This window comes from Shewanella sp. 8A (assembly GCF_023475945.1).
Lineage (GTDB): Bacteria > Pseudomonadota > Gammaproteobacteria > Enterobacterales > Shewanellaceae > Shewanella > Shewanella xiamenensis.
Genome location: NZ_JAMDJP010000037.1, coordinates 1 through 16499 on the forward strand (window position 1 = coordinate 1; position 16499 = coordinate 16499).

Annotated in this window: 16 protein-coding genes and 1 pseudogene; 13 read left to right on the top strand and 4 right to left on the bottom strand. The window is 47.0% G+C overall.

Translation table 11 applies throughout. The features are described from left to right. Window positions 1-69, bottom strand: a pseudogene (locus tag M0413_RS19675) (valyl-tRNA synthetase); the annotation flags it as partial. Window positions 70-164: 95 nt separating this feature from the next. Beyond that, complete coding sequence (rne, locus tag M0413_RS19680; RefSeq protein WP_249555363.1) at window positions 165-3449, bottom strand: ribonuclease E; 3285 nt, start codon at window positions 3447-3449, stop codon at window positions 165-167. A gap of 595 nt (window positions 3450-4044) precedes the next feature. Between rne and rluC the strand changes: the two genes are divergently transcribed. After that, window positions 4045-5004 (top strand): 23S rRNA pseudouridine(955/2504/2580) synthase RluC, encoded by a 960-nt coding sequence (gene rluC, locus M0413_RS19685; RefSeq protein ID WP_249555364.1) that lies wholly within the window; start codon window positions 4045-4047, stop codon window positions 5002-5004. Window positions 5005-5042: 38 nt separating this feature from the next. Further along, window positions 5043-5786 carry an HAD-IA family hydrolase gene (locus tag M0413_RS19690; RefSeq protein ID WP_169548679.1) on the top strand — a complete coding sequence of 248 codons (744 nt, stop codon included), beginning with the start codon at window positions 5043-5045 and terminating at the stop codon, window positions 5784-5786. A gap of 3 nt (window positions 5787-5789) precedes the next feature. On the opposite strand, the gene M0413_RS19695 is transcribed toward M0413_RS19690, so the two are convergent. Beyond that, window positions 5790-6374, bottom strand: coding sequence for a Maf family protein (locus tag M0413_RS19695; protein ID WP_081990957.1), 585 nt, complete (start codon window positions 6372-6374; stop codon window positions 5790-5792). Between the two features lie 284 nt (window positions 6375-6658). Between M0413_RS19695 and yceD the strand changes: the two genes are divergently transcribed. From yceD to M0413_RS19750, 11 genes are all read left to right on the top strand, one after another. Continuing rightward, window positions 6659-7183, top strand: a complete 525-nt coding sequence (gene yceD, locus M0413_RS19700; protein WP_011072716.1) for a 23S rRNA accumulation protein YceD — start codon at window positions 6659-6661, stop codon at window positions 7181-7183. A 17-nt stretch (window positions 7184-7200) separates the two neighbouring features. After that, the gene (rpmF, locus tag M0413_RS19705; protein ID WP_011072715.1) at window positions 7201-7371 is read left to right on the top strand and encodes a 50S ribosomal protein L32; all 171 of its coding nucleotides are present in this window, start codon (window positions 7201-7203) and stop codon (window positions 7369-7371) included. A gap of 15 nt (window positions 7372-7386) precedes the next feature. After that, window positions 7387-8415: a phosphate acyltransferase PlsX gene (gene plsX / locus M0413_RS19710; RefSeq protein WP_037419691.1), complete on the top strand. Its 1029-nt coding sequence runs from the start codon at window positions 7387-7389 to the stop codon at window positions 8413-8415. A gap of 9 nt (window positions 8416-8424) precedes the next feature. Beyond that, window positions 8425-9384, top strand: coding sequence for a beta-ketoacyl-ACP synthase III (locus M0413_RS19715; RefSeq protein ID WP_037419694.1), 960 nt, complete (start codon window positions 8425-8427; stop codon window positions 9382-9384). Between the two features lie 104 nt (window positions 9385-9488). Beyond that, window positions 9489-10415: an ACP S-malonyltransferase gene (gene fabD / locus M0413_RS19720; RefSeq protein ID WP_140907570.1), complete on the top strand. Its 927-nt coding sequence runs from the start codon at window positions 9489-9491 to the stop codon at window positions 10413-10415. Between the two features lie 9 nt (window positions 10416-10424). Further along, on the top strand, window positions 10425-11171 hold the full coding sequence (fabG, locus tag M0413_RS19725) for a 3-oxoacyl-ACP reductase FabG (RefSeq protein ID WP_011623152.1): 747 nt from the start codon (window positions 10425-10427) through the stop codon (window positions 11169-11171). Between the two features lie 163 nt (window positions 11172-11334). Then, window positions 11335-11568, top strand: a complete 234-nt coding sequence (acpP, locus tag M0413_RS19730; RefSeq protein WP_006081231.1) for an acyl carrier protein — start codon at window positions 11335-11337, stop codon at window positions 11566-11568. Between the two features lie 209 nt (window positions 11569-11777). Next, window positions 11778-13016: a beta-ketoacyl-ACP synthase II gene (gene fabF / locus M0413_RS19735; protein ID WP_037427243.1), complete on the top strand. Its 1239-nt coding sequence runs from the start codon at window positions 11778-11780 to the stop codon at window positions 13014-13016. A 178-nt stretch (window positions 13017-13194) separates the two neighbouring features. Continuing rightward, window positions 13195-13563 (top strand): hypothetical protein, encoded by a 369-nt coding sequence (locus M0413_RS19740; protein WP_037419714.1) that lies wholly within the window; start codon window positions 13195-13197, stop codon window positions 13561-13563. Window positions 13564-13679: 116 nt separating this feature from the next. Then, complete coding sequence (locus M0413_RS19745; protein WP_037419717.1) at window positions 13680-14159, top strand: acyl-CoA thioesterase; 480 nt, start codon at window positions 13680-13682, stop codon at window positions 14157-14159. A gap of 326 nt (window positions 14160-14485) precedes the next feature. After that, window positions 14486-15361, top strand: a complete 876-nt coding sequence (locus M0413_RS19750) for an NAD(P)-dependent oxidoreductase (protein ID WP_055647217.1) — start codon at window positions 14486-14488, stop codon at window positions 15359-15361. 96 nt (window positions 15362-15457) lie between these two features. On the opposite strand, the gene M0413_RS19755 is transcribed toward M0413_RS19750, so the two are convergent. Next, complete coding sequence (locus tag M0413_RS19755) at window positions 15458-16306, bottom strand: D-hexose-6-phosphate mutarotase (protein ID WP_249555365.1); 849 nt, start codon at window positions 16304-16306, stop codon at window positions 15458-15460. Between the last annotated feature and the right edge of the window lie 193 nt (window positions 16307-16499).

Here is a 16499-nt window from a genome sequence, read left to right on the forward strand (position 1 = left end):
GCCTAATTTAAAGGCTAAGGTGTAATCTCGTTGTGTGCGCTTACGGCTTGAGTTAATTGATGTTGTCATAAAGAAGTCCTCTTTATGTCAACGTATTTCAGGACGAGACAGCTGAAAATAAAAAAGCCATGCAGATGCATGGCTTTTTAGATTGTGGAAGGGGCCTATGGACGAGCCATATCCGATTCAGCACTATTGCTGTGTTTCAGCTTAGGTTCAGTGGCTTCAGCGGTGGCGGTATTTTCATACTCACGGCCTTTAGGCACTTCAACCTGCGCTCTGACTTCTACCGTTGGTTTAGTCATTTCAGATGACACCATAGCACCAAAACGGCTAGACGCTTTCGGTTTGCTGACGACAACTTCCGTTGGTTGAGCCGTAGCAGCTTGCGCCATTACAGGTTTTGCCTGAGGTTTAACAAACGCTGCAGGTTTCGCCATCGGTGCTGATGCGACTGATTTTACCGCTTCTTTCGGCTCAGTCTTTTCTGTCACTGGTGTCACTTCTTCGGCTTTTGCTTCAGGAGTTATATCTGTCACTATTTGCATAGCCTCTGTGGCTTGCACTGCTGGTTCTGTTGCTGATTGTGGCTCGGCATCAGATGCTTTAACCGTTTCAGCGGCCTTATCGTTAACTACAGGTTTAGATGTGACTTCAGCGACAACAGCATCAGACTTAATTTCCGCGGAGGATTCAGTTACTGTGGTATCTGATACCGTGCTTTCAGTCGCTATGCTTTGAGAGACTGCGGCTTCAGTTGAGGAAATCACATCAGCAGTGTGCACAATCGGCGCTGGCTGCGTTGCTGTACTCTTCACTTCAACTTCAACTGCAACCGTTTCAGCCACGGTTTGCTCTGTTAAGTTAGCCGTTTCAACAACTGCAGTTGGTGCTGGATAGTCTTGATCTTCGCCTAACGCATCATTAGGAATGAACTGCGCAGGAGCCGTTGTGCCTTGTTCATCTTCATCGCGGCGACGGCGTTGGCCAGCAGCTCGCAGATGGCGAGGACTACGGCGGCTACGACGTTGTCCATCACGGGATTCACGTTTGGTTTTGTCATCTGCATCAACATTTGCTTCGGCGTTATCTTCATCAATGGCCGCTGGTTGAGTGTCTAACTTAGCATCCACTTGAGTGTCTGCTTGGCTTTCAACAACAGGCATATCAACAATAGCATCGGCTGGCTTAGTTTCTACCACATCAGCAGCTTCTGATACTGTGGTGTCGCCGACCTCATTCGCAACCGTAACCTCTTTACGTGGCTGGCGGCGGCGCGGCGCTTTCACTTCCGGTTGAACTTCTACCGTGACATCCGCATTGATTGCAACCAACTCAGCTAAAATCGCTTCTTCCTGAATTGACGTTTCTACAACATCTGTGGTGTTGTCGATACGAACTTTACGGCGCATATTACGGCGCTGACGACGTTCACGGACGACCTCTTGCTTTGGTGCTTCGTCTTGAACATCCGCAATCACTTCTTTAACTGCTTGATTGCGGGGTTTAGGCTCAGGCTTAGCACGTTTCGCACTTTCATCCTTTTCACGGATTGGGCGCTCTTGAGCTTGTGGTGCATCGGCGACTTTTTTGGCATTACGAGTACGTGGCTCGCGAGTACCTTCTTTCGCTTTTTCAGTATCTTGTGGATTGCGAGTACGGCGAGTGTCGTTACGACGATTGCGACGGTTGGCATTCGTGGCTTGACTGTCTTGCTTCTTAGTCTCGGTGCTCTTTTCTGCGACTGCGTTATCACTTGAGCTAAAGAAAGCACCAATTGCACTGAAGAGTTTACTAAAGAAACCCGGCTGTGCGGTTTCAACTTTGGCAACTGGTGCAGTGTCTTGTTCCACTTTTTGTGGAGCAGCAAAGCCTTTTAGGGCTGGAGCTGGCGCCGCAGTACGTTCCAGTTTACGTGGCTCGTACAATTTTGCTTCAGGCTGTTCAATTCGCTTGTAGCTGGATTCGTCGATTTCATCGTCGGTGCGGTGACGGATCACGCGATAATCTGGGGTCATCATATGCGGATCTGGGATCACATAGACTTCCACGTCATGGCGTTGTTCGGTGATACGAATCGCTTTACGTTTCTCGTTAAGCAGGAATGCAGCCACATCGACAGGCACAATGGCTTCGATTTGTGAGGTATTTTCTTTGATGGCTTCTTCTTCCATCAAACGCAGAATCGACAACGCTAAAGATTCAGTACTGCGGATAGTGCCTTGGCCATGACAGCGAGGGCAGATATGTGCAGCGGATTCTTCTAATGACGGACGCAGACGCTGGCGTGACATTTCCATCAAGCCGAAACGAGAAATACGACCTAATTGAACGCGAGCGCGGTCATGGTGTACGGCATCACGTAGGCGGTTTTCGACTTCACGTTGATGGCGCACTGGCGTCATATCAATAAAGTCAATAACCACTAAGCCACCTAAGTCACGTAGACGTAATTGACGGGCAATTTCATCGGCGGCTTCAAGGTTGGTATTTAATGCGGTTTCTTCAATATCGCCGCCCTTGGTGGCACGGGCAGAGTTGATATCGATAGAGGTTAAGGCTTCAGTTGGGTCAATGACGATTGAGCCACCCGATGGCAGACGCACTTCACGTTGGAACGCCGATTCGATTTGCGACTCGATTTGGAAGTGAGTGAATAACGGTACTTCAGCTTCGTAGAGTTTTACACGTTCAACAAAATCAGGGCGCACAAGTGCGATATGCTGTTTGGCTTCTTCGAAAATACGTGGATGGTCGATTAAAATTTCCCCGACATCACGGCGTAAATAGTCACGAATGGCGCGAACAATCACGTTGCTTTCTTGGTGAATGAGGAAAGGTGCGCCTTTGGTTTGCGCCGCTTCAGTGATCGCCGCCCAGTGGTGTTGCAGAACTTTTAAGTCCCACTTCAGCTCTGTCGACTCTTTACCCACACCAGCGGTACGGACGATAAGGCCCATACCAGCAGGGACTTCTAAATCGGCCATAGCTTCTTTTAATTCAGTGCGCTCATCCCCTTCGATACGGCGAGAAATACCGCCTGCACGTGGGTTGTTTGGCATTAACACTAAGTAAGAACCAGCAAGGCTAATAAAGGTGGTCAACGCCGCGCCTTTGTTGCCACGTTCTTCTTTGTCAATTTGAACAATAACTTCTTGTCCTTCACTGACGACTTCTTTGATGTTTGGGCGACCTTGGAATGAATAACCTTTAGGGAAATATTCTCTGGCAATTTCTTTTAATGGTAAAAAGCCGTGGCGATCAGCACCATAGTCTACGAAAGCGGCTTCTAAAGAGGGCTCTACGCGGGTGATCTTACCCTTGTAAATATTTGATTTTTTTTGCTCATGACCAGGACTTTCAATATCGAGGTCGTACAGTTGTTGCCCGTCAACGAGGGCAACACGCAACTCTTCTGATTGAGTTGCATTGATTAACATACGTTTCATGATGACGTCATTCTTCTTTAAATGGAGGTCATCAAACAATCGCGTTTCGTTGCATTACGGGCCTAGCTGTGGTGAACAAAGCCTCACGGCTGGTGAGCTAGGCAAGGTGCGCATTACTGTTAGACGCAGTCGCTGCGTGTCGCATCCTATTTATGGCTTATTTTTTAATGATTACAAAAACAAGGAATTCGTTGTAAAACATCAACCAACCCCATAAATTCTTTAATTTCGTTCCGGTAATGCCCAAGTCGAATCGGTTTGTCTGACGACAAGTTAAAATATATTTCGAAATCGGTGAGAAAAGCTTTAGATAAACCTTGATAAAGTAAGGTGAGATTCTCGATTTAATCGTAAAAAACGCATTTGTGGTATTTTTACTCAGTATACGATTTGCAAATCAATGATTTGCTATCAAGAAAATCTTTTTTGATCTATAAAACTTTTCACTTGGGACAGGGAGTTTGTGAACACTTTATTCACGGCTTATCCCTAATCGCTGGTGAAATATAGCAATAATCAAAAAATTCAGCAATGGAAAGGCACAATTCTTGTGAGTTGTTGTACAATGGCCGCCGTTATAAGTAGATGGCACATCATGAATACAGAATCTCCACAGCAACAGGTGCAGTTGATCACTATTGACGAAGACCACCTCGACCAACGAATTGATAATTTTTTAATCACAGCGCTCAAAGGTGTACCTAAGAGCATGATTTATCGTATCGTCCGTAAGGGCGAAGTACGGGTGAATAAGAAGCGCATTAAGCCAGAATATAAATTACAAATTGGTGATGTGGTACGTGTGCCACCCGTGAGAATGGCTGAGTCTGATAATCGGACCGCGCCTTCGGCTAACTTGAGCAAAGTGTCGCAACTCGAAGATCGTATTTTGCATGAAGATAATCATCTTATTGTGCTCAATAAACCTGCGGGTATTGCGGTTCATGGCGGCAGTGGTGTTGATTATGGTGTGATTGAAGCGCTGCGCTCCTTACGTCCGCAACAGAAGTTTTTAGAGTTGGTTCATCGCCTTGATAAAGATACCTCTGGCGTACTGTTAGTCGCTAAAAAACGCAGTGCGCTTAAACATATGCACGATCAACTGCGTTATAAAAAAATGCAGAAGGATTACTTAGCTTTAGTTAAGGGGGAGTGGTCGGCGCAGGATAAAGTGGTCAAACAACCTTTATTAAAGCTGACACTTAAATCCGGTGAGCGCATTGTGCGGGTCAATGCAGAAGGCAAACCATCAGAAACGCGTTTTAAAATTGTGCAGCGTTATCAAGGTTGTACATTGGTGCAGGCGAGTCCTATCACGGGACGTACTCATCAAATTCGCGTGCATTGTCAATATGCCGGGCATCCCATTGCCTGTGATGATAAGTACAGTGAGCAAGCTTTCGATGACAGTATGCGCTCGCTTGGCTTGAGTAGATTGTTTTTACACGCTGCAGAATTAATGTTTATCCATCCTGAAAACGATGAAGTGATGCGGGTTTCTGCACCACTGGATGATAATCTGCAGCAACTGTTGAATAAGTTAAAGCGGGTTTAATTCCCGCTCCTCTATATACCCGTGGATAACCTTGAAGTATGAAGGCTGCCAACCATTCTACCCTGCGTAAATATGATTTAGTGATTTTTGATTGGGATGGCACTTTGATGGATTCCATCGGCAAGATCATTATTTGCATTGAGAATATGGCTAGGGCACTGGCGCTGCCTGTTCCTGCTGAGGCGGATATTCGTAATGTGATTGGCTTGTCGATGACGCAGGCGTTACAAGTGTTGTTTCCTTGCGGATTATTGTCTTCATCACAGCGATTTTCGGCGTTTCCTGAAGAGGATATGTCTACTGCTTCTACTGTCAGCACCGGCACTGAAGAGTGTTACATCACGATGCGCGCCGAGTTTAAGACGCAGTATTTGCATCTTGATACCACGCCAACGCCAATCTTCGACCAAGCACCACAATTGCTCGAATCATTATCTGCAAAGGGTTATCAGTTAGCCGTGGCGACGGGGAAGGCGAGAGCTGGTCTGGTGCGCGTGTGGGAACAATCTGGATTAGGGCATTACTTTATTGCCTCCCGCTGCGCCGATGAAGCGCAGAGTAAGCCCCATCCTGAGATGATCATCAGCCTATTGCAGGAGCTGGGCATTCAGCCTGAGCGTGCTTTGATGGTCGGTGACTCTTTACTGGATTTAACCATGGCAGCGAACGCAGGTATCGATAGCATCGGTGTGACTTACGGCGCGCATAGTGAGGCGGTATTACGACAAGCTAAGCCGATAGCATTGATTGATTCACCGCAGCAGCTCCTTCAGCATTTATAAGCATTATGCTAATACATCTATGCCTTGGCTGAGCAGCATTTCCGTGAGTAAGATTAAAGGTAATCCCACGAGCGTATTAGGATCTCGTCCTTCTAAACGATTAAAGAGTGCAATGCCTAAACCTTCACTTTTAAAACTGCCTGCACAGTAAAACGGTTGCTCTTTATCCACATAAGCACTGATTTGTGATGCTGTAAGGTGCCGAAAATGCACTGTAAAAGGCTCAACTTGGGCATTCATTTCACCCGTTTGAGCATTATAAAGCGCAAGACCTGTATAAAAGGTAATGGCTTTCCCCGAGGCTTGACTGAGCTGCTTAATCGCATTATCGCGATTTAATGGCTTACCGATGATCTTGCCATCGATCACGGCAACCTGATCGGAGCCAATAATCAGACCATCAGGACAATATTTTGCACCAGCTTCTGCTTTTGCCTGCGCTAATCGTTGTACTAAGGCTTGCGCTGACTCATTAGGCAGTGAGGTTTCATCAACCTTGGGATCGCAGCACTCAAAGGGTAAGCCTAATTTGTTCAGCAGTGCTTGCCGATATACGGAGGTGGAGGCGAGGATTAACTGGGGCGTCATCATTAATAATCCATTAGAAAACTTCACTTATTGTCGCCAATCTGGATGATTGAATGCAAGCCGTGGCAACAGATGCTGTCACTTTAGGAAGGTAATTGAGGATTCTTTCGGTGAATGCGGCTATTTTAGACGGCTTACGCTTGTGTGCCGCCCCCTGCTTGGGTAAAATTTCGCTTCCATTAATTCAATGTTGGGGCTAGAGAATCGCTTAAGTTGCAAACTGGGACTTAAGTAAGAAATTTTTCTTTGACTCTAGCGTTTTCAAACTATAATATGCGCGCCTTATGCAAACAGTAAAGATACCGGTTTCAATTGATCCTATTCGCGCCGCCTCGAGCCGTTCTACCTATGAGGGGATTGTGCCCGGGCAGCAATTGAAAAGATTAAATGAGTTATGTGCCGGCGACTGTTCCGATGTGGCAGTGTCGCTTGAATGTGGCGTAGATTTGCAGGGGATAGTCTACCTGAAAGGGAAGGCTGTGACGGAGCTCACTCTGGTTTGTCAACGTTGCATGACACTATTTACCACTGAGGTTACGGTCGAGTTTTGCTTCGGTCCATGCCGGACTAAGGCAGAAATCGATGAGCTCCCGGATGCGTATGACCCAATTGAGTGCAATGAGATTGGCGAAGTACGTCTGCATCAATTGATCGAAGATGAATTGATAGTCGCTATGCCCATCATCCCGATGCATGAAGAAACTGATTGCAATATCGGGTCAATGGATATAGTTGTAGGCGAGATCGAACCCGCTCAAGAGGAGCGTCCAAATCCGTTTGCAGTGTTAGAAAAACTGAAGAGCAAGTAATCTAGGAGACAGGGCCAATGGCTGTACAACAGAATAAAAAATCTCGTTCAAAGCGCGGTATGCGCCGTTCACATGACGCACTGAGCACTGCTCAGCTGTCTGTAGACGCTACCAGCGGTGAAGTCCATATGCGTCACAACGTGACTGCTGATGGTTTCTATCGCGGTAAAAAGGTAATCAACAAGTAATTTGTTGGTTTCCTAATGACGAGTCTGACGCTCGCGTTAGATGCGATGGGCGGCGATCATGGCCCCCACGTCACAGTGCCTGCAGCTTTGCGGGCACTAAAATCTCATTCTTCCCTTAAAATCATTTTAGTCGGCGATAAGACTGAAATAGATGTCTATCTGCACCAAGCAGAACAAGAGTTACTCTCCCGTATTGAAGTCATTCACACCGATGAAGTGGTGAGTATGTCTGACAGGCCCGTGCACGCTTTGCGCACTCGTAAAAATAGTTCGATGCGTTTATCAATTGAACTAGTGCGAGATGGACGTGCTGCTGCGTGTGTGAGTGCAGGAAATACCGGCGCGTTAATGGCGATGGCCAAGGTGCTGTTAAAAACCTTGCCCGGCGTGGACAGACCTGCATTGGTCAGTTGTTTACCCTCCGTGACGCAAAAGCCAGTTTATTTATTGGATTTAGGTGCCAATATTTCCTGCGATTCCGAAACGCTATTCCAATTTGCCGTGATGGGCTCAGTGCTGTGTGAGGCCGTGGATAAAAAATCTCGCCCTAAAGTCGCACTCCTTAATGTGGGCACAGAAGAAATCAAAGGCAACGATCAGGTTCAACAAGCGGCACAAATACTGCAAAACACTGATCAGATTAATTACACCGGCTTTATTGAAGGTGATGAAATCTATTCTGGGAATGTTGATGTGATCGTTTGTGATGGTTTTGTGGGTAACATCACGCTCAAAACCTCTGAAGGCATTGCCAAGCTATTGGTACATCAGTTAAAACGGGGCCTAACTCAAGGTTTCTTCGTGCGTTTTTTGGCAAAACTCATCGCCCCCCGCATTCAGGCGGTTCTCAGCCAGATGAACCCCGACCACTATAATGGTGCAAGTCTGATAGGATTGCGCGGCATAGTTGTAAAGAGCCATGGAAATGCGGATGAAACTGCCTATTTACAAGCAATTAGTTTGGCAGTGACTGAAGCGCAACGTCGACTCCCCGAAATGATAAAAGATCGTTTGGAGTCGATTCTTTTAGATATAAATAACTGATTCCTCCTTATGCATACAAAAATTCTCGGAACTGGTAGTTACCTACCGGTGCAGGTGCGTAGTAATCAAGATTTGGAAAAAATGGTGGAAACCAGTGACCAATGGATTGTTGAACGCACTGGTATTTCAGAGCGCCGCATTGCAGCGCAAGACGAAACTGTCTCAACGATGGGCTATCAGGCGGCATTAAATGCGTTAGAGATGGCCGGTATTGAGGCATCAGATTTAGATATGATCATTTGCGGTACAACCAGTGCGGCAAATGCATTCCCTGCCGCGGCCTGCGAAATCCAAGCCATGCTCGGTGTGCATACCATTCCAGCCTTTGATATTGCGGCGGCTTGTTCAGGTTTTGTGTATGCCTTATCGGTTGCGGACCAATTCGTTAAAAATGGTACCGCGAAAAAAGTATTAGTGATTGGTGCTGACGTTTTATCCCGTCTGTGTGAGCCGGAAGATCGTACCACCATCATTCTGTTTGGGGATGGTGCGGGGGCGGTGGTTATCGGTGCTTCCGATGAGCCCGGGATTATTTCAACCCATATTTATGCCGATGGTCGTCAAGGCGATTTGCTTAAGTGCGCTTTCCCACCACGTCAGGGGGAAACCTCTGAAGCGGTTGGTTTTATGACGATGAAAGGCAATGACGTCTTTAAAGTGGCGGTGACCCAGTTATCCCATGTCGTGACTGAAACCTTGCGCCTGAATAATATCGATAAGTCGGAAATCGACTGGTTGGTTCCCCATCAGGCTAACTTCCGCATTATTAATGCCACGGCGAAAAAGCTAGACATGAGCTTAGATAAAGTGGTGTTAACCCTTGCTAAGCATGGTAATACCTCGGCGGCTTCGGTACCTATTGCTCTGGATGAAGCTGTGCGTGATGGTCGGATCCAACGTGGTCAGCTCTTGCTGCTCGAAGCCTTTGGCGCTGGTTTTGCGTGGGGCAGTGCGCTCGTCCGTTTTTAATCGTATCTGTATACGAATAAATTCCTGCTCATCGTTATCTTGGTTAGCTGTCCAAGATAACGGTTTAGTGTTCAATAAATTAAGTTCGCCATAGGTAATTTGATATGGAAAATGTAGCTTTTGTATTCCCAGGCCAAGGTTCACAGGCCCTAGGCATGTTAGCCGAGCTGGCTGCTGTACAGCCAATAGTGGGACAAACCTTTGCCGAAGCGAGTGAGGTGCTAGGGTATGATTTGTGGGCATTAGTGCAAGACGGCCCCGTTGAAACCTTAAATGAAACCGATAAAACTCAGCCTGCTTTATTAGCGGCAAGTGTGGCGATTTGGCGTGCCTATGTTGCCTCTGGTAAATCTATGCCTGCGATGTTAGCGGGTCACAGCCTAGGTGAATATTCTGCATTAGTTTGTGCTGGTGTCATCGACTTTAAAGATGCGATTAAACTGGTTGAGCTACGTGGTCAATTGATGCAGCAAGCCGTACCCGCTGGTACTGGCGCTATGTACGCGATTATCGGTCTAGATAATGACGGTATTGCTAATGCGTGTATTGAAGCCGCTCAAGGCGAAGTGGTAAGCCCAGTTAACTTCAACAGCCCTGGCCAAGTGGTTATCGCCGGTCAAAAAGATGCGGTTGAACGCGCCGCTGCGGCCTGTAAAGCGGCGGGCGCCAAAATGGCGGTAGCCTTGCCTGTTAGCGTGCCATCACACTGCGCATTAATGAAACCTGCTGCTGATAAATTAGCTCTTGCGTTAAACGATGTGCAGTTTAATGCGCCGACCATTACCGTTATTAATAACGTAGATGTGGCATCACCCACTGTGGTTGCCGACATTAAAGATGCACTGGTGCGTCAACTGTATTGCCCTGTACGCTGGAGCGAAACCGTTGAATTAATGGCCGAAAAAGGTATTACCCAGTTAGTTGAGTGTGGTCCTGGTAAAGTATTGACAGGTCTTGCGAAACGCATTAATAAATCTCTTTCTGCCCAAGCAGTTAATGACGTTGCATCTCTTGCCGCGTTAACTGAATAAGGAGTTTGTATGAGTATCAATCTGAGTTTAGCGGGCAAAGTTGCCTTAGTGACAGGCGCGAGCCGTGGTATTGGCCGTGCGATTGCCGAAACCTTAGTCGAAGCCGGTGCGATTGTGGTTGGAACTGCCACAAGTGAGAAGGGCGCCGCAGCAATTCAAGAATATCTGGGTGACAAAGGTTTTGGTTTAGTGCTTAATGTTACCGATAGTCAATCCGTCACCGATTTATTCGATTCGATCAAAGAAAAAGCGGGTGATGTTGATATTCTAGTCAACAACGCGGGTATCACCCGTGATAATTTGCTGATGCGAATGAAAGATGATGAATGGAACGATATCATCGATACCAACCTGACATCATTGTTCAGACTATCAAAACCTGTGATGCGTACCATGATGAAAAAGCGTTTCGGCCGGATCATCAATATCGGTTCAGTGGTAGGCACTATGGGCAATGCAGGTCAAGTTAACTACTCGGCAGCAAAAGCTGGTTTGATCGGATTTACAAAATCTCTTGCAAGAGAGGTTGCATCTCGTCAAATTACAGTTAATGCTATCGCTCCTGGATTTATCCAGACCGATATGACTGATGAGCTGACCGAAGATCAGCAAAAAGCTATCATGTCTCAGGTTCCGATGGAACGATTAGGGCAAGCGCAAGAAATTGCCAATGCCGTACTCTTCTTGGCGTCGGACTCTGCCGCTTATATCACAGGCGAGACTTTGCATGTGAATGGCGGAATGTACATGGTTTAAGGGCGGATGGCAGGGATACTGTCGCAACTGAGTAGTGATCTGTATCAATTGGTCGCTAAATTTCGTGGTTAGACCACGAAAACTAAGCTTGCATTGTCAGCCAAATCTAATAAACTACTCGCAATCTTACGCAAGTGCGTAATTTGAATAGGAAAGAAAACTAATGAGCAACATCGAAGAACGTGTAAAGAAAATCATTGTAGAGCAACTGGGCGTTAAAGAAGAAGACGTTAAACCAGCGGCATCTTTCGTTGACGATCTGGGTGCAGATTCTCTGGACACTGTTGAGTTGGTTATGGCTCTGGAAGAAGAGTTTGATACCGAGATCCCTGATGAAGAAGCTGAAAAGATCACTACTGTTCAAGCAGCGATCGATTACGTTTCTAAGAATCAGTAATTCTGAATTCTAGAGAACAGGCGGCAAATATGCCGCCTGTTTTTGTTTTATCCCCGCCTAATTCTGCAATAGTGCCATTCAATCGTCTCTGGAAGCTGTGTTGAATTTATCCATGAGATGCTCGCCGCAGATTGGCGAAGACATTTTAATGATAGAACTGCATTTGTCTGTCATAACTTAATCTATTTAGCATTCAAAAGGTGACTGCCGTGTCTAAACGTCGTGTAGTGGTAACCGGTTTAGGGTTAGTAACGCCCGTGGGCAATACTGTCGACACTACTTGGAAAGCCCTGCTTTCGGGTAAGAGTGGGATTGCGCCCATAACCAAATTTGATGCCAGCGAATTTACCACTCGTTTCAGTGGTTCTGTAAAAGATTTCGATGTTGAGCAGTACTTAACTAAAAAAGACGCCCGCAAAATGGACCTCTTTATTCAGTATGGTATGGCTGCGGGCATCCAAGCTATCCAAGACTCAGGTCTGGATATGAGCAAAGAAAACCCTGGCCGTGTGGGTACCGCAATCGGTGCTGGCATGGGCGGTATGTGGTTGATTGAACAAAACCACAGCGCGCTATTAAGTGGTGGCCCTCGTAAAATTTCGCCTTTCTTCGTGCCAAGCACCATTATCAATATGATTGCCGGCCATTTATCGATTATGTACGGTATGACGGGCCCTAACTTTGCCGTCACTACCGCCTGTACTACCGGTGTGCATAATATCGGTTTTGCGGCGCGCACTATTGCCTATGGCGATGCTGACGTAATGGTTGCCGGTGGCGCCGAAGATGTGACTTGTCCACTCGGTGTTGGTGGTTTTGGTGCGGCCAAAGCGCTGTCAACCCGTAACGATGACCCAACGGCGGCCAGTCGCCCATGGGATAAAGACCGTGATGGTTTTGTCATCGGTGATGGTGCGGGTGTGATGGTGATGGAAGAATACGAGCACGCGAAGGCGCGCGGTGCGACCATTTATGGTGAACTCGTCGGCTTTGGTATGAGTGGTGATGCGTTCCATATGACATCGCCTCCAAGTGATGGAGCGGGCGCTGCGGCCGCTATGGTCAATGCAGTGAATGATGCTAAGCTGCCATTTGAAAAAATTGGTTATATCAATGCGCACGGCACTTCAACGCCTGCGGGTGATAAAGCTGAAGCGGCAGCGGTGAAATCTGTGTTTGGCGATCATGCCTACAACCTGCTTGTAAGCTCGACTAAGTCTATGACGGGTCACTTGCTGGGCGCTGCGGGTGCGGTTGAAGCGATTTTCACTCTGCTTGCGCTGCGCGATCAAGCCGTACCACCGACCATCAACCTCGATAATCCAGATGAAGGCTGTGATTTAGACTTCGTGGCGCACACTGCCCGTGATGTAAAGTTAGAGTATGCTCTGTGTAACTCCTTCGGATTTGGTGGCACTAACGGTTCATTGCTGTTTAAGAAAGTCTAAACAGCGGTTAGCTCGATAAAAAATGCGCCTACTGGCGCATTTTTTTATGCTCGAATTGTGCCTAATATCACTTTCTAACCTGCTGATATCCAAATAGTTAACCTTTGTTCATCAAGCTTGTTTAATGCCCTTTGCCGCCGATAATGACAGGCATATTCTATTTAAAAGGAAATCTGTCATGTTAAACCCTCTGGTGATCCCGCTTGTGCCTATCGTTGGTGCCGTAACCGCAAATTTGACCGAATTAATTCGTGGTGAATCCAAAGCTTGGCATCCTAATATGGATATCGGCATGAAGACCTTCACCTTTGCGATTGCGGCATATGTGTTGGTGTGGTTCGCCTTATTGGTGACCGCCATCAGTGTCGGTGGCAGTAACCATATGTCATCGGGATTTGAAGTGATTGGGTTGTTTTTGGCTGGGTTGGGTGTTTACACTTATGGCAAGGGCACTCGCTTTGTTAGCAGTCAATTACAGCTGTGGTTGTATCGCCTGGCGTTGCCGGGATTATTACTCTCCTGTGGGCTAATAAGTTACTTTGGCTAAATCGGTTCTCTTCACTGGGACAATCGTAATTATCTTTACGCTATTGCGCATTTCTATCGTAAACTCAACTTATTGCAAAATCATTGAGCCACAGAGGCTGAATAAGTTGAGGTTATATGGCTGGTATCGATAGACAAATTACCCTGAGATTTTTGTCAGAACCCGCAGATGTGAATTTTGGTGGTAAGGTTCACGGTGGCGCTGTGATGAAATGGATTGACCTTGCGGCTTATGCCTGTGCTGCGGGCTGGAGTGGTAAATATTGTATTACCGCCTATGCGGGTGGAATTCGATTTGTTCAGCCTATCCTCGTGGGAAATATCGTCGAAGTCAGCGCTAAGGTGATTTATACCGGTAAGACCTCTATGCACATCGGTATTGATGTGCGGGCAGGGGATCCTAAGGTCTCTGAGCGTCATCTCACCACTCACTGTATTGTCATCATGGTTGCCGTGGATGAAAATGGTCAACCTACACCCGTGCCTGAATGGGTGCCGCAGACTGAGTATGATATTCATCTGCGTGATTCCGCACTGCGCTTAATGGAAATGCGCAAGAAAATTGGCGCCGAAATGGAAGCACACGTACAAAAGTGATTTGGGTTAGTTATAAAAACAAAGGCGCCTCTGTGCGCCTTTGTTGTTTCTGTCGAACACTGCGTTTGTTGCCAAGTGCATTTTTACTCTGACGCTCGCCTAATCGAGTGCTACACTGCCGCCACCGTTTTAGCTACAGATTGACCTTTTAAGTTGAAACACTTGCTCGCATTTTTTTAGTTTGGGTCGGGTCTTTCTCGGAGTAACATAAGCGCGCATCCTGTGTGTCGTTAATCTATTGTGTTAATTCAGTGAGGTTAAATGAACGCAGTGCAAATGTGTGGTGTAAAACGTTTCACCTTGTTTATCAATTAAAGGAGTTCCTCATGGCAAAAGTCGCATTTATTGGTTTAGGCGTAATGGGTTACCCCATGGCAAGACACTTACTCAACAAGGGCCATGAGGTTACTGTGTATAACCGCACTTTTGCCAAGGCACAAACCTGGGTCGAGAACTACGGTGGTCGCTGCTGCCCAACGCCTAAAGAGGCGGCAATCGGCCAAGATATTGTTTTTACCTGCGTAGGCAACGATAACGACTTGCGTGAAGTGGTATTAGGCAATGATGGCCTGATCCATGGTATGGCTCAAGGCACTGTATTGGTGGACCATACGACGGCTTCAGCCGATGTGGCCCGTGAATTACATAAAGTGCTGGCCGAAAAAGGCGTCGATTTTCTCGATGCGCCTGTATCTGGTGGCCAAGCTGGTGCCGAAAATGGCGTACTGACTGTGATGGTCGGGGGCGATCAAGCTGTGTTCGAGCGTGTTAAGCCCGTTATCGAAGCGTTTGCGCGTTGCGCTGAGCGCTTAGGTGAGGTTGGTGCCGGCCAACTCACTAAGATGGTCAACCAAATTTGTATCGCAGGTGTGGTTCAAGGCCTTGCCGAAGCGCTGCAATTTGCCCGTAAGGCCGGTCTTGACGGTGAAAAAGTGGTGGAAGTGATCAGTAAAGGTGCGGCGCAAAGCTGGCAGATGGAAAATCGCTACAAGACCATGTGGGGCCAAAGCTATGATTTTGGTTTTGCCGTCGATTGGATGCGTAAGGATTTAGGCATTGCCCTAGAAGAAGCTCGCCGCAATGGCTCGCACTTACCCTTAACCGCACTTGTGGATCAGTTTTACTCAGAAGTTCAAGCCATGGGCGGTAATCGCTGGGATACCTCAAGCTTGTTAGCGCGTTTTGAGAAAAACACTAAGTAGGCGGTGATTGCCAAACAGATGACCATCGTGAATTTGATGGCATAAAAAAGCCCAGTCATGCACTGGGCTTTTGCATTGATTGGGGATAAAGACCGATTAGTCTACCCAGCGAATATGGGTGACTAAACTGTGACTCTCGCCGGGAGCCAGCGTTAATTTATCTTCAAGCACATTGGCGGCTTCAAGACACACCATGGTCAGATAATCATCGTCATTAAAGCGGGCAAGGCGAGTCGATTTTTCAATCCAAGGGTTCCACAGCACGGCCGAGTGGCTATTTTCGCGGCTCACTTCAATCACACCTTGGGGCGTATGTAAGTGTTGAACTGGGCCTAGCTTGGTATAAACGCGGTCGGTTTCGCGGTCAAATAGCACATCATCTGTCGTTTGCGGATAAGGCCCTTCGGCAAACTCAATATATTGAGCGCCACTAAAACCAGTGGCCTTAAGCTGATGAATATCTTCAATCGGAAAATAGCTGTGTAGTGCTTGGGTAAGCGTTACGGGCACATCGCCAAGGTTAGTGTTAACTAAGCTGATACTTAAGGTTTCACCTAAGGTAAAGAGTACGCTGACTTGGGTATGGTGCGGCCAAAAGACCTTGTCTTCTTCGCTGATCGTTAAACTGAAACGCAAATCCACCAGTTGATTTCGCATCTCAACAGACTCGAGTGTCCAAATACGGGTGCGCGCAAAACCATGTTGTGGAAAATTAGCTTGATTGCTCATGCCAAACCAAGGCCAGCAGACGGGTACACCGCCACGGATCCCATTACCGGGTTGATAGTCATCCGCCGAAGACACCCATAACAAGGGCGGCTTACCTACGGGTTGAAAATGGTCGATTTGCGCGCCCTGTAAAAAAATCCTTGCTTGGCATAACGCAGTGTTTACTTCGACATAATCGAGCCCGTTTGCGTGTTTTTTGGTGGTAACAGAACCCATAGTAACAATATCCTCAACCTGATGACGTATCAGCAATACAGACACTTAGCTTACAAACTTTTGCACTTGAGCATAAGCCTTTGTTGCGATCAATTTACGGTTTTGCTGTTCGATTGTGCAAACAAAAGTCACTGCACAGAGGCTCAGATGCTTCCTTTTTCAACAGATTTAGCTAAAGTGGTCAGAGCACTTA

Bases quoted from the DNA above. Each gene is read 5' to 3' on its own strand.
- rne (WP_249555363.1), bottom strand. From the start codon at position 3,449: ATGAAACGTATGTTAATCAATGCAACTCAATCAGAAGAGTTGCGTGTT.
- rluC (WP_249555364.1), top strand. From the start codon at position 4,045: ATGAATACAGAATCTCCACAGCAACAGGTGCAGTTGATCACTATTGAC.
- M0413_RS19690 (WP_169548679.1), top strand. From the start codon at position 5,043: ATGAAGGCTGCCAACCATTCTACCCTGCGTAAATATGATTTAGTGATT.
- M0413_RS19695 (WP_081990957.1), bottom strand. From the start codon at position 6,374: ATGACGCCCCAGTTAATCCTCGCCTCCACCTCCGTATATCGGCAAGCA.
- yceD (WP_011072716.1), top strand. From the start codon at position 6,659: ATGCAAACAGTAAAGATACCGGTTTCAATTGATCCTATTCGCGCCGCC.
- rpmF (WP_011072715.1), top strand. From the start codon at position 7,201: ATGGCTGTACAACAGAATAAAAAATCTCGTTCAAAGCGCGGTATGCGC.
- plsX (WP_037419691.1), top strand. From the start codon at position 7,387: ATGACGAGTCTGACGCTCGCGTTAGATGCGATGGGCGGCGATCATGGC.
- M0413_RS19715 (WP_037419694.1), top strand. From the start codon at position 8,425: ATGCATACAAAAATTCTCGGAACTGGTAGTTACCTACCGGTGCAGGTG.
- fabD (WP_140907570.1), top strand. From the start codon at position 9,489: ATGGAAAATGTAGCTTTTGTATTCCCAGGCCAAGGTTCACAGGCCCTA.
- fabG (WP_011623152.1), top strand. From the start codon at position 10,425: ATGAGTATCAATCTGAGTTTAGCGGGCAAAGTTGCCTTAGTGACAGGC.
- acpP (WP_006081231.1), top strand. From the start codon at position 11,335: ATGAGCAACATCGAAGAACGTGTAAAGAAAATCATTGTAGAGCAACTG.
- M0413_RS19740 (WP_037419714.1), top strand. From the start codon at position 13,195: ATGTTAAACCCTCTGGTGATCCCGCTTGTGCCTATCGTTGGTGCCGTA.
- M0413_RS19745 (WP_037419717.1), top strand. From the start codon at position 13,680: ATGGCTGGTATCGATAGACAAATTACCCTGAGATTTTTGTCAGAACCC.
- M0413_RS19750 (WP_055647217.1), top strand. From the start codon at position 14,486: ATGGCAAAAGTCGCATTTATTGGTTTAGGCGTAATGGGTTACCCCATG.
- M0413_RS19755 (WP_249555365.1), bottom strand. From the start codon at position 16,306: ATGGGTTCTGTTACCACCAAAAAACACGCAAACGGGCTCGATTATGTC.